Source organism: Mucilaginibacter sp. Mucisp86 (assembly GCF_047324315.1).
GTDB lineage: Bacteria > Bacteroidota > Bacteroidia > Sphingobacteriales > Sphingobacteriaceae > Mucilaginibacter.
The window spans coordinates 5,696,804-5,709,163 of record NZ_CP168503.1; the positions used below are offsets into that span (position 1 = coordinate 5,696,804).

General features: G+C 41.5%; 12 protein-coding genes. 8 read left to right on the forward strand and 4 right to left on the reverse strand.

Annotated elements, in window-relative coordinates; genetic code table 11:
• Window positions 1–165 precede the first annotated feature (165 nt).
• Window positions 166–2,427 carry a glycoside hydrolase family 3 N-terminal domain-containing protein gene (locus ACEN9X_RS23860; RefSeq protein ID WP_413667511.1) on the forward strand — a complete coding sequence of 754 codons (2,262 nt, stop codon included), beginning with the start codon at window positions 166–168 and terminating at the stop codon, window positions 2,425–2,427.
• A gap of 357 nt (window positions 2,428–2,784) precedes the next feature.
• On the opposite strand, the gene ACEN9X_RS23865 is transcribed toward ACEN9X_RS23860, so the two are convergent.
• A complete protein-coding gene (locus ACEN9X_RS23865) occupies window positions 2,785–3,501 on the reverse strand; it encodes a ZIP family metal transporter (RefSeq protein WP_413667512.1) in 717 nt (238 codons plus the stop codon).
• Window positions 3,501–4,064: a phosphatase PAP2 family protein gene (locus ACEN9X_RS23870; RefSeq protein WP_413667513.1), complete on the reverse strand. Its 564-nt coding sequence runs from the start codon at window positions 4,062–4,064 to the stop codon at window positions 3,501–3,503. The genes ACEN9X_RS23865 and ACEN9X_RS23870 overlap by 1 nt, the downstream gene beginning before the upstream one ends.
• 264 nt (window positions 4,065–4,328) lie before the next feature.
• On the opposite strand from ACEN9X_RS23870, the gene glmM reads away from it, so the two are divergent.
• On the forward strand, window positions 4,329–5,720 hold the full coding sequence (glmM, locus tag ACEN9X_RS23875; RefSeq protein ID WP_413667514.1) for a phosphoglucosamine mutase: 1,392 nt from the start codon (window positions 4,329–4,331) through the stop codon (window positions 5,718–5,720).
• Window positions 5,721–5,843: 123 nt separating this feature from the next.
• Window positions 5,844–6,980 carry a cysteine desulfurase family protein gene (locus tag ACEN9X_RS23880; RefSeq protein WP_413667515.1) on the forward strand — a complete coding sequence of 379 codons (1,137 nt, stop codon included), beginning with the start codon at window positions 5,844–5,846 and terminating at the stop codon, window positions 6,978–6,980.
• Window positions 6,981–7,091: 111 nt separating this feature from the next.
• On the opposite strand, the gene rpoN is transcribed toward ACEN9X_RS23880, so the two are convergent.
• The gene (gene rpoN, locus ACEN9X_RS23885) at window positions 7,092–8,567 is read right to left on the reverse strand and encodes an RNA polymerase factor sigma-54 (protein ID WP_413667516.1); all 1,476 of its coding nucleotides are present in this window, start codon (window positions 8,565–8,567) and stop codon (window positions 7,092–7,094) included.
• A 176-nt stretch (window positions 8,568–8,743) separates the two neighbouring features.
• Between rpoN and mscL the strand changes: the two genes are divergently transcribed.
• On the forward strand, window positions 8,744–9,148 hold the full coding sequence (gene mscL, locus ACEN9X_RS23890; RefSeq protein WP_413667517.1) for a large-conductance mechanosensitive channel protein MscL: 405 nt from the start codon (window positions 8,744–8,746) through the stop codon (window positions 9,146–9,148).
• A 77-nt stretch (window positions 9,149–9,225) separates the two neighbouring features.
• Here the strand turns inward: mscL and ACEN9X_RS23895 are convergent, their stop codons facing one another.
• Window positions 9,226–10,104 (reverse strand): ChaN family lipoprotein, encoded by an 879-nt coding sequence (locus ACEN9X_RS23895; protein ID WP_413667518.1) that lies wholly within the window; start codon window positions 10,102–10,104, stop codon window positions 9,226–9,228.
• A gap of 369 nt (window positions 10,105–10,473) precedes the next feature.
• Between ACEN9X_RS23895 and ACEN9X_RS23900 the strand changes: the two genes are divergently transcribed.
• The 4 genes from ACEN9X_RS23900 to yidD all read left to right on the forward strand — a co-directional run bounded on the left by ACEN9X_RS23900 (window position 10,474) and on the right by yidD (window position 12,352).
• The gene (locus tag ACEN9X_RS23900; RefSeq protein ID WP_413667519.1) at window positions 10,474–11,046 is read left to right on the forward strand and encodes an ankyrin repeat domain-containing protein; all 573 of its coding nucleotides are present in this window, start codon (window positions 10,474–10,476) and stop codon (window positions 11,044–11,046) included.
• A 407-nt stretch (window positions 11,047–11,453) separates the two neighbouring features.
• A complete protein-coding gene (gene rpmH / locus ACEN9X_RS23905; protein WP_083878950.1) occupies window positions 11,454–11,612 on the forward strand; it encodes a 50S ribosomal protein L34 in 159 nt (52 codons plus the stop codon).
• A 77-nt stretch (window positions 11,613–11,689) separates the two neighbouring features.
• Window positions 11,690–12,097, forward strand: coding sequence for a ribonuclease P protein component (locus ACEN9X_RS23910; protein WP_413667520.1), 408 nt, complete (start codon window positions 11,690–11,692; stop codon window positions 12,095–12,097).
• 12 nt (window positions 12,098–12,109) lie between these two features.
• A complete protein-coding gene (gene yidD, locus ACEN9X_RS23915; protein ID WP_091211634.1) occupies window positions 12,110–12,352 on the forward strand; it encodes a membrane protein insertion efficiency factor YidD in 243 nt (80 codons plus the stop codon).
• The last annotated feature ends 8 nt before the right edge of the window (window positions 12,353–12,360 follow it).

Below are 12,360 nucleotides of genomic sequence, written 5' to 3' on the forward strand. Positions count from 1 at the left end.
TTTAATTAACATTAATGGCGGATAAGCCCTGCCGTTAATGTTTTATTAATCACTTATTAGTTTCCAGGTATAGTTTTAGCCTTCGATAAGCCGGACTGGATTTGTTTGTTCAAATAAACAATCGATTGTGCGGCAAGTAATAACCCAACCAATTATAAATTATTTATGAAGCAAAAGAACGCCTATATATCGGTTCTTTTAGTAACGATTTTTTGTTCATTTAATACCCCTAAACCTACTGCTGAGCTTCCGTACAAGGATGCATCGCTGCCGGTTGAAAAGCGCGTGGCCGATTTACTTGGTCGGATGACCACTGCCGAAAAGATCCGTCAGCTGGATATGTACTGGGGGCACGAGGTTGCCAATATGCAGGGCCATGACGCGGTTTCCATGTCGGATAGTGCAAAAATCAATATCGGCACCGAAGGTATTGGCTCTGTTCATGACCTTTATCCTTTAACCGCCGACGTAAGCAATCAGATCCAACGTTATGCTGTTGAGAAAACACGCTTGGGTATCCCGGTACTTTTTATTGAAGAAGGGCTACATGGTTATGAAGGTTTGGGCAGCACCACCTTTCCGAGTCCGATGGCGCTTGCCGGCGCCTGGGATACCACGAATGTGCATAAGGCTGGCCGTATCATAGCAACGGAGATGCGTGCTCATGGTGTAGCTATGGTATTAGGCCCGGTACTTTGCCTCCCCCGCGACCCGCGCTGGGGCCGTGTTGAAGAAACCTACGGCGAAGACCCTTTTCTATCGGCAGCTAATGGTGTGGCCATGGTAAAAGGCTTGCAGGGTAGTAAGCTGAGCAGTCATAATACCGTTTTATCCGAACCAAAGCATTTTGCTGTACACGGCATTCCTGAGGCAGGCAGCAATACCGCGCCTGTTAATATGGGCGAAAGAGAAGCCCGGTCATCCTTTTTATATGTATTTGAAAAAGCAGTAAGGGAGGGCGGTGCGATGGGTATGATGGCAGCATACAGTGAAATTGATGGTATTCCCTGTGTAGATAATAAATGGTTGTTAAAAGATGTGCTGCGTGATGAATGGGGCTTTAAAGGTTTTGTTTTGTCCGACTTGGGCGCCATCAAAATGTCGCTCAATAACCACCAGATAGCAACCGATGCGGCGGACGCATTGGCTCAAACCTTTACCGCTGGTATGGATATGCAGTTTTATGATTTTCCGCATGTACCTTTCCATGAGGCTATGAACAAGGCGCTGGCGAGCAAGAAATTATACATGACAGATTTAAATCGTGCAGTATCAAATATATTACGAGTGAAATTTATGCTGGGTCTGTTTGATCATCCTTATATAGATGTTGATCTGCTAAAAAAAGTAAACCATACGGAGGAAAGCCGTGCCGTTGCCCTGAAACTAGCTCAGGAAGGGATCAGCTTGCTGAAAAATGATAATAACATATTGCCGCTCGGGCCTGATGTGCGTTCGGTGGCAGTTGTCGGACTGCTGGCCGAAAGCACATACCTGGGTGGTTACGCTAATAAGATGGGTAAAGGTGTAGCGATATTGGATGCATTGAAACAAAAGGCTGGTAATAACCTGGATATTAAATTTGAAACAGGTTATACCGCAGATACATCTACTATAAAACAAAACGAATACCTTGAAAAGGCTGTCAATACGGTCAAGCAATCGGATGTTGCAGTGGTTGTTTTGGGCGAGGATATCAACGAAGTAGGCGAGGGTAAAGACCGCGCCAATCTCGACCTGAACAAACAGCAAAGCCGCATGATTGAAGCCATATATAAAACCGGGAAGCCGACAGTAGTAGTGCTGTTTAACGGCAGACCGCTATGTATTAACTGGGTAGCCAAAAAGATCCCGGCCATTGTCGAATCGTGGTTTTTAGGCGAAACAGGAGGGTTAGCCATTGCCGATGTGTTATTAGGTAAAGTAAATCCATCGGGTAAATTACCTATAACATTCCCGCGGTCGGTGGGGCAGGTGCCTTTTTATTATGATCATAAGCCAACATCAAGGCACGTGTATGTTGATCAGGATACATCAGCGCTGTTCCCATTCGGGCATGGATTAAGTTATACTTCATTTGAATATTCAAACCTGAAAATTGCTCAGTCGCAAATTCCGCTTAATGGTTCCGCAAACGTTAGCGTTAACATTAAAAATACCGGTAAAGTTGAGGGGGAAGAAGTAGTGCAGCTTTATTTACGCGATGTAATAGCCAGTGTAACTACTCCTGTAAAATCACTCAAAGGTTTTAAACGAATTAGCCTTAAACCCGGAGAAAGCGGCACGGTTCAGTTTAAAATTGATAACAAAGAACTGATGCTCTGGAACCGCCAGATGAAGCGAGTTGTTGAGCCGGGAGAATTTAAGGTGATGGTTGGTAGCTCGTCTGAAGATATCAGGCTTAGGGGGAGTTTTTATGTGAAATAATTAGATGTGGAGATGTGCAAATTTCAGATGTGCAGATGTTTGGAGTGAACATACTTAAAATATCCCGGAGCATTCCAAACATGAATCCGGTGTTTAGTTGATGATTACCATAATATTTGGTAACCGGTGCGCCTGGGATGAGATACAGGCGCACCTTTTTTATTATATATAAATAGGGATAACAAAAAGCCGGGGTAGTGCGATTCTCCTCTTGAGAGGGGCGGTAATGGTTTGGAAGGCATACCGATGAAACACACCCCAGCATTCGCTCGTATTCCACCTCTCAAGAGGGGATTTTAAAACGTCAATTATTTAGACTCTGTTTTGACGGTAACTCCCCTTTAGGGGCTGGGGGGCCTAGAACTCCTTCAAAAATCCCAGCAATGCAATAGCAACACCGGCCAGCACCGCCATCATCTTACGCATATTAAAACGATGATCGGCGCTTGATTCAAAGAGAATGGTAGTTGAAATATGCAGGAAGATCCCGATAACTACACCCATAATTCTGTTAAAATAATGCTGCAGATTGCCGATGTTTCCGCTGCTTAATGCATCGCTGAAAAAATATCCGGCAGGAGCCATTATCGCAAAGATGGCAACAAAGAAAATAGTTTTGTTTTTGCCCTGTTTGTTGGTGAGCAAAACTGTAGCTAATGCAAAAGCGGCAGGAATATGATGCAGGGCAATGCCGTAAACTAATTGATCCTGGTTGCCCTGGGCAAGTGGCATGCCTTCTAAAAACGCATGCAGACAAAGGCTTGCCATGATACCAATAGGGAAAACCGCTAAGTCATGCGGATGTTTGTGCATGTGGCCATGTTCAATCCCGTCCGAAAATTGTTCAAGCACAATCTGGAAAAGGAAGCCTATCAAAATAAACACGCCTACATAGTTATCATTGCCATGGTAGGCATCTGGGATTAAGTGTAAAACGGTAATACCAAATAGATAAGCGCCGCTGAACGACAGCACCAGTTTTAGCGTTTTGTGATTATCGCCCTTAAATAAAAATACAGAAGTACCGCCAAAAAAGGCAGCAAAAAACAGCAGCAGAATTTTCCAATATCCCATTAAAAGGCAGGTTGTAATTTTTTAAACAATAATGAAAGCAGCCATCCCACAAAAGCGCCGTACAGAGCACCACACAATACATCTATCGGGAAGTGTACACCAACGTATACCTGGGCAAAGCAGATACTCCCTGCCCACAAAATGGCCCAAAGCCAGATCCATTTCCACTTACGGCCAAAAACAAAACATAAAAATATCGCCATGGCAAAATGGTCGGAGGCATGGGTGGATGGAAAACTGTAGCCGCTACCACAAGGCACGCGACTGATGTCGGTAACTGATACTATCGGATCACGGCAGGGGCGGAGGCGTTGTACAGTATGTTTTATGAGAACGCCGCTGCTAAAATCAGCTACACCTGCTGATGCTGCCAGTAGTAAAATAATGATAGCGCCAATTTTTCTGTATCGCCATAAACAAAAAGCGATAATGAAAATATAAAGCGGGATCCAGAATTTGGGATTGCGCAGCAAAGGCATGATCCAGTCGAAAAACGAATTGGACAGGTCATGGTTGATGAAATAAAATAAATGCCGGTCGAGATTTAAAAGGTAGTCGGGCATTGTTTTTACTATAGGTGTTTGTTTACTTAATTTTCAAAGTTATTAAATCGGTTAAAAAAACCTTGCGAGTTTTAATACTTAGGTCGTGTATTATCCCGTTAAGCATAAAATAATGCGTTGGAATGACAATTGAAACAGCGATATTCAGCGGCAATAAACGATAAACTAACCAAAAGCTTGTGTGCAAGCGTTTGCGCAATTACTTAAAACAATATCAATTGTATCTTATATTTTTTACTTTTACCACACCAAAAACATCGCATTTTGACTTTAATTAAATCTATTTCAGGTATACGCGGCACAATAGGTGGCGCTGTTGGCGACGGTTTAACCCCGCTTGATATTGTAAAATTTACTTCGGCCTACGGTTCATGGGCTGTAAAGAAATCAGGAATTAAAAAGATTGTAGTTGGCCGTGATGCCCGTTTATCGGGTGCCATGGTAAATAACCTGGTTATTGGTACACTACAGGGCCTGGGTATTGATGTTGTTGATCTTGGTTTATCAACCACACCAACTGTTGAGGTTGCCGTTACCGGCGAGAAGGCTGCAGGCGGTATTATCCTTACGGCAAGCCATAACCCAAAACAATGGAATGCCCTTAAGCTTCTGAACGCCAATGGTGAGTTTATAAGTGATGCCGATGGCAAAGAAGTACTTGAAATTGCCGAGAACAGTGATTTTAAATACGCCGATGTAAATGATCTGGGTAAAGTTACCCACGATGATACCTGGCTGCAAAAACATGTTGACCTTGTGTTGGCGTTGCCGCTGGTGGATGTTGAAGCCATCAAAAAAGCCGACTTTAAAGTAGTAATAGATTGTGTAAACTCTACAGGCGGTATTTTTGTGCCTGCCTTGTTGAAAGCTTTAGGGGTTGAAACCGTTCATGAATTATATTGTGAACCAGATGGAAATTTCCCTCACAATCCAGAACCGCTTCCTGAAAACCTGATAGCATTATCAAAAGAGGTGGTAAGCAAACGTGCAGATTTAGGTATAGCTGTTGACCCTGATGTTGACCGTCTTTGTTTTGTTTGTGAAGATGGCAACATGTTTGGCGAAGAATATACCCTTGTTGCAGTAGCTGATTACGTGTTGAAAAACAACGTAGGCAATACCGTTTCTAATCTTTCATCAACCCGCGCATTGCGCGATGTTACTGAAAAGGCAGGCGGCGAATACCATGCAGCCGCGGTAGGAGAGGTGAATGTTGTAAACCAGATGAAAGCAGTCAATGCTATTATTGGCGGAGAAGGTAATGGCGGTGTTATTTATCCCGAATCACATTATGGTCGTGATGCTTTAGTTGGTATTGCGTTGTTTTTAACTCATTTGGCAAAATATGGCAAGTCGGTTTCAAGTTTGCGTGCGTCATATCCGGGTTATTTTATTTCAAAAAACAAAATCACTTTAACGCCCGAAATGGACATAGACGCCCTTTTGAGCAAGGTGGAACAGAAATACAGCAAACAGCCTCATTCAACAATTGACGGCTTAAAAATAGAATTTGATAAAGAATGGGTACATTTGCGGAGGTCAAACACCGAGCCCATTATCAGGATCTACTCCGAAGGCAATTCTGAAACCGTGGCAAACGGTTTGGCCAATAAGATCATCGCTGATATTAAGGAGATCTTACAACTGAAAGGTTAATTTTTACTGGTATTAAAAAATAACAGGCAACCGGCGGTAAATACCGTTGGTTGCTTGCTTGTATAATAATACCGGGCATGTGTTTTAAAGTTACTGATCCATTAATTTATAAATTTTAAAAGAATGCGCGTTTATTTTGATAATGCCGCCACTACACCGCTTGACCCTGATGTGATGAAGGAGATGTACAAGGTGATGGAAAACCAGTTTGGTAATCCGTCGTCAATACATGCCCATGGCAGGGAAGCACGTACTTTAATTGAGCGTTCGCGTAAAACCATTGCGGGTTTATTGCATACCTCGCCGGCCGAAATCTTTTTTACATCAAGCGGTACCGAGGCTGATAATACGGCCATCAGGTGTGGTATCATTGATCATAACATTACTCATGCCATCACCAGTCATACCGAGCATCACGCAGTGCTCCATACACTGGAAGCCATGGAGAAATCAGGTTTGATCAAACTGAGTTTTGTAAATATTGATAGTAAGGGCACAATTGATTACGATCACCTGGAGACATTATTGAAAGAAAATGAACGCAGTTTTGTTTCATTAATGCATGCCAACAACGAAATAGGTACATTGTCAGATATGGAACGTGTGGGCGATCTGTGTGAAACATACAACGCTATTTATCATTGTGATACTGTGCAAACCATGGGGCATTACCCGCATGACCTGAGCAAACTTAAAGCTCATTTCCTCGTTTGCGCTGCTCATAAATTGCATGGCCCCAAAGGAGTTGGTTTCCTGCACATCAATCATAAAATAAAGATAAAGCCGTTTATTTATGGCGGAGCCCAGGAGCGCAATATGCGCGGAGGTACCGAAAATATTTACGGTATAGTTGGATTAGCTAAATCGCTTGAATTGGCTTACAGTGAAATGGGGCAGCACCAAAGTCATATCCAGGGCTTAAAATCTTATATGATGGAACAATTGACAGCCAATGTTCCCGGTGTAAGTTTTAACGGTGAAACCGATGCTGACAAAAGTTTATATACGGTATTGAACGTTTCGTTCCCTGAAATGGAAATGAGTGATATGCTGTTATTTAACCTTGATATCGCCGGCATTTCGGCTTCGGGTGGCAGCGCTTGCAGCTCGGGCAGTGATATTGGCTCGCATGTGTTGACTGCTATCGGCGCAAGCTCATCAAGGCCATCGGTACGTTTCTCATTTTCAAAGTACAACACTAAAGAAGAAGTTGATTTTGTAGTAGCCAAAGTTCGCGAACTTTGCGCTGTTAATGTATAAGCTTAAAAGCACTGCCATTAAAAAAAGCCTTAAGAATTGATTTCTTAAGGCTTTTTCCTTTTTTGCGAAAGTGACAAAGATTAACTAATCCCTAACCTCCAACCTGTACAACTACAATTCCTTCCTTAACCGTGCTACCGGGATATTCATTTGCTCGCGGTATTTGGCTACGGTACGGCGGGCTATGTTATAGCCGGCATCTTTAAGGATTTCGGTTAATTTTTCGTCGGCCAGCGGATGGCGTTTATCTTCTTTGCCGATATGCTCCTCCAGGATCTTTTTAACCTCTTTGTTGGATACTTCTTCGCCGCTTTCGGTTTGGATGGCCTCAGAGAAGAATGATTTTAACAGGAAGGTGCCAAACTCAGTTTGTACATATTTAGAGTTGGCTACGCGTGATACTGTTGAAATATCCATGCCGATACGATCGGCAATGTCTTTCAGGATCATCGGTTTCAGGTTTTTATCATCGCCTGTAAGGAAAAACTCATATTGGTATTGCATAATGGCATTCATGGTTTTAAGCAGCGTTTGCTGGCGCTGTTTAATAGCATCAATGAACCATTTGGCCGAATCGAGCTTTTGTTTCACAAACTGAACAGCTTCTTTTAATTTTTTATCTTTTTGCGAAGCCTTATCATAGTGTTGAAACATTTCCTGGTATGAACGGCTTACCCTAAGCTCAGGTGCGTTTTTAGAGTTTAGCGTAAGGATAAGAGTGCCATCATTGTTGGTGATATGAAAATCAGGGATCACCTGCATTTGCTTGGTGTTGATCTCGTTTGAGTCGCCGGGTTTGGGGTTAAGTTTCAGTATCTCATTAACCACAGCACGCAACTCAGTTGAGTTCATGTTTAGCGATTTTTCAAGCTTATCGTAATGTTTACGGGTAAACTCATCTAAATAGTGCTCAACAACCTGTATTGCTTTTTTGATGATAGGATCGTTCACATCTTTTTTACGAAGCTGGATCAACAGGCATTCCTGTAAGCTGCGTGCGCCTACGCCCGGCGGGTCAAAGCCTTGTATCACTTTCAACATATCCTCAACCTCATCGTCTTCGGCCAATACGTTTTGTGAAAATGCAAGATCATCGGTAAGCGACATGATAGGGCGGCGCAGATAGCCGTCATCGTCAAGACTACCTATGATCTGTTTGCCAATCATGAAATCTTTATCGCTCAGGGGCAACAGATCTAACTGGGCTTGCAGACTTTCAAAAAAAGAACTTTGTACAGCAATTGGAATTTCTTTCCGCTCATCCTCGTCATCGCCGTTTTGATCATAGCGCGAGCCATAATCATTAAGGTTATCTTCCTGCAGGTAGTCGTCTATATTAAATTCATCCATCTCGCCTTTTTCCTCGTCGTTGTTGAAGTTGTCGTCGTCGGGATCGCGGTCTGGATATTGTTCTTCGGGTTCGTTCAGGTTGGTAAGGCTCAGATCTTCAAGCGCCGGATTTTCTTCCAGTTCTTCTTTTATCCGGGTATCAAGGGAAACAGTAGGTACCTGCAGCAGTTTTATAAATTGTATTTGCTGCGGCGAAAGTTTTTGTAAAAGTTTTTGTTGAAGGTTCTGTTTAAGCATATTTAAGATGTAGCCAAAAATACATCAAATTAATATTAACTAAAAATTACTTGAGGTATCTGCCTTAAAGTTGTTAAATGTTTTAGGCATGTCAATTGTTTTGCTCGCAACAAAAAAACTATATAAATAAATTGTTTGTGTAATATTATTAACTTTAAGTAACCAAACTTTAATTTATGGCAATAGGAAAAGAGTTTAAAGAATTCGCAATGCGGGGCAACGTGGTTGACCTTGCTGTAGGTGTTATCATCGGTGCTGCCTTCGGTAAAATTGTTACATCGTTAGTAAATGATATCATTATGCCGCCAATAGGTATGTTAACCGGTGGCATTGATTTTAAAGATCTTAAATATGTACTTAAGCCCGCGGTTGATAAAACTCCGGAAACGGCTATCAATTATGGTTTGTTTATCAATAACATAATTGATTTTATCATTGTGGCGTTCTGTATCTTTTTAATTGTAAAAGGTATCAACTCGATGAAGAAAAAAGAAGAAGCTGCCCCGGCTGCTCCGCCCGAACCAACTAAGGAGGAAGTATTACTTACCGAAATCCGCGATTTACTGGCTAAGAAAGCTTAATAGTTCATGGATCATAGTTCATGGATCATAGTTTTTTCCTTAATAGCTATGATCTGTGAACTATCAACTATGATCTATCAAAAGGTTTTTGGCAGCTTTGGATCGGTTAAAATAACGTAGTCGGCCATGCCGGCGAATTTACTCCAGTTGGGATTGTCAAAACTATCATCTGCGTATGTGGCTATGTTAAGTACACGCAGTTTGGGTGCATATTTTTTGAGTTGTGCCACAGCACCAAGTTTCTCCCCGCTGTGAAATCCGCCATTTAGTTGTAGTACTTTAAAACTCGAGTGACTTTTCATGAATTTTGCTATCGACCACCCCATCGTAGCATCCCATAAATTTTGCGACTGATAGATCTGCATGCCAGGCATGGATGCGTGGCCTCCCATTATTTTAGCAAATTTATCATAATAGGCTCCTGTTGCGGTATCAATAGGTAGCGGTGCGAGATAGCTTTTGGCCTGAGCGTCAAGCTGCTTTAAAATATCAAGGCCACCGCGCGTAACCATATTGGTATAGCGGGTAGGTGCGTTGGCGGCTATTACAGGCAGATGGTTGCTTTTAGCCAGCTCAACCATTGGTTTGTAATCCTTGTAGTTGGGCCAGGTACGAGCATCTGTAATCAGGTTTTTTTCGCGGATAAGCCCAGCAAGGTATTCATTTAACACAAGCTGGCAGTCGGTTTGAAACATCTCCATTGACAGTGCGGTTTTTTGCGGATATTTTTCGGACAGTTTTTTTAATAAGCTCAGTTCAAGATAATGTGCTGTTGAATCATTATGCTCTTCGCCAAAGAAAAGAACATCTGCGTTAGCCATATCATTGACTATATCATCTTCCGAAATTATCTTTTGTGCCGATGTACTGTAAATTTTATAATGGCTTACAGGTAAGTCCTGGGCAATACCTGCAGTTGACAGGCCTGCTAATAATATGGAGAGGATTAATTTCATTTTTCGTAATAAAACGGGTGAATTTACGCGCTGATTTGTGCTTAGAGCTATTTTGTTTAATCTTTTTAAGGCTGTAGTGTCATTCAAATGTCAGCTAATATTCTTTAAAGATTTAGGTGGCTAAACTAATAATTAACTCACTTTTTAACTGTTTGTTTAGCGGTTTAAATACCGGTAATTTTTTCAGTTCATTTCGTTCATTTTTTCTGAAAATTATGATGTTATAAATTTAAATGCTAAGAAAACGGTCATTTTTTCAATGGTTTTTGTTCTTGCCCTGAAGTTATTCAGTTAAAATTACGGTAATGTTTTTTTTGTTAATTGCGAAGATTTATTAACCGGCTTATGCCACTAAACAATTGATTATTAATGAAAAAGAAACTTACCCTGTTGTTCCTGATGCTTTCATGTTCGCTGCCAATCTTCGCTCAAAACATTTTTACAGCAATCCAGGCCAATGATACCCCCGGGGTTAAATTTTTGCTGAGCAAGAGTGCTAATGTAAATGTGAAAGACGAAAATGGCGATAGCCCCCTGATCGTTGCAGTTAAAAACAACCAAAGCAGAATGGTGAACCTGGTATTACAGGCTGATGTTAAGGTAGATTATAAAGATAAAGAGGGCAATACCGCTTTAATGATTGCCGGCAAAAACGGCAATGCCGGAATTATTGATCAGTTGCTGCATTATTACCCTAATATCAATATCCGTAATAGCAATGGTGCTACTGCTTTAATGTTAGCCGTTAATGAAGGTAATGCCGGCATAGTAAAGAGCCTGCTTGAACATGGTGCAAGTGTTAAAATAAAGGATAAGCAAAATAAAACAGCTGCTGACTATGTTAAGGATGCCGGCAAAGATGAAATGCTATCATTACTGAATACTTACCCGGTTACTGCCAGTCTTAAAAATAGCGGCTCATACGCTATTCCGTTTCAATAATTATGCTTCGACGAGCTACCTATGATAAGTTGTAGAATCCAGACTTACGAAGTTTTTAAAACTTCGTAAGTCTTTTCGCTTGCCATTTTACACCCAGACTTTAACTCTACCCATGACAACTTAAAAAGGGTGTCATATTGAGCTTGTCGAAGTATAGCGGGTTAGGACTCTACGCACGAGTCATCGATAGGCCCAGACTGACAGGCAGTGTAGTTAGCCGGGATTTGTTTACCAGTTGAAAATATCGCAGATCAATTAGTTATTGTCAATAAAAAACTGCTAATTTGCTGTTATTGGGCATGTGTGCTCATGTTATAATAAATCAGAAAAATAGTATTTGAATTATTAAATAAAATAACTACATTTGCGCTCTTGTTTAAAAAAGACGAATAGAATAAAATATAGCCATGAAAAGAACGTTTCAGCCTTCTCAAAGAAAAAGAAGAAATAAACACGGTTTCCGTGAACGCATGTCAACTGCTAACGGTAGGAGAGTATTAGCAGCCAGAAGAGCTAAAGGCAGAAAAAGATTAACCGTTTCTGACGAAGGCAGGCACAAAGCATAATTGAGGTTGCCCTGCCCTTATTTATAAGGGTTTGGAACCGCTTATCTGCTTTATCCTTCGGTTCAAAAATGGCAACAATGTATACTTTTAAAAAAGAAGAACGGTTATGTAACAAGAGGCTTATCGATAAGCTTTTTCATAACGGTTCTTCTTTTTTATGTTATCCCTTCCGGGTATCCTGGCTTGTTAATCCCGAGCCTCAGCTTCACCCTGCACAAATTCTTTTTTCTGTACCCAAAAAGCGTTACAAGCACGCTGTCGACCGTAATTTAGCGAAAAGATTAATGCGGGAGGCTTACAGGTTGCATAAACAACAACATCTTTATGATATCCTGCAGCAAACAGATAAGAGGATAATTGTTTCGGTAGGATATGTTGGTAAGGAAGTCGAACCGTACCTTTTCATCGAAAAAAAGATGCTGAAGATGCTTACCCAGCTTGGTAACGAATTAGCGGCAGCTTCGGTACAGGTTCCGGCTAATTAACATGGCAGGGTTATGGATTTAATTGTCAGGTTTTTAAAAACGATAGTCGGGTGGATCTTCATTATCCTGATTAAGTTTTACCAGTATTTTATATCACCGCTTTCGGCTGCATCATGCCGGTACACACCTACCTGCTCGCAATACGGTGTTGAAGCTATCAAGAAGCATGGCGCTTTTAAAGGTGGTTGGTTAACCATAAAACGCATAGCAAGTTGTAATCCCTGGGGCGGTCATGGGCATGATCCCGTACCTTAAATTTGTAA

Coding starts and splice junctions, on each gene's coding strand:
- ACEN9X_RS23860 (WP_413667511.1), top strand. CDS start 166: ATGAAGCAAAAGAACGCCTATATATCGGTTCTTTTAGTAACGATTTTT.
- ACEN9X_RS23865 (WP_413667512.1), bottom strand. CDS start 3,501: ATGGGATATTGGAAAATTCTGCTGCTGTTTTTTGCTGCCTTTTTTGGC.
- ACEN9X_RS23870 (WP_413667513.1), bottom strand. CDS start 4,064: ATGCCCGACTACCTTTTAAATCTCGACCGGCATTTATTTTATTTCATC.
- ACEN9X_RS23880 (WP_413667515.1), top strand. CDS start 5,844: ATGCGCGTTTATTTTGATAATGCCGCCACTACACCGCTTGACCCTGAT.
- rpoN (WP_413667516.1), bottom strand. CDS start 8,567: ATGCTTAAACAGAACCTTCAACAAAAACTTTTACAAAAACTTTCGCCG.
- mscL (WP_413667517.1), top strand. CDS start 8,744: ATGGCAATAGGAAAAGAGTTTAAAGAATTCGCAATGCGGGGCAACGTG.
- ACEN9X_RS23895 (WP_413667518.1), bottom strand. CDS start 10,104: ATGAAATTAATCCTCTCCATATTATTAGCAGGCCTGTCAACTGCAGGT.
- ACEN9X_RS23900 (WP_413667519.1), top strand. CDS start 10,474: ATGAAAAAGAAACTTACCCTGTTGTTCCTGATGCTTTCATGTTCGCTG.
- rpmH (WP_083878950.1), top strand. CDS start 11,454: ATGAAAAGAACGTTTCAGCCTTCTCAAAGAAAAAGAAGAAATAAACAC.
- ACEN9X_RS23910 (WP_413667520.1), top strand. CDS start 11,690: ATGTATACTTTTAAAAAAGAAGAACGGTTATGTAACAAGAGGCTTATC.
- yidD (WP_091211634.1), top strand. CDS start 12,110: ATGGATTTAATTGTCAGGTTTTTAAAAACGATAGTCGGGTGGATCTTC.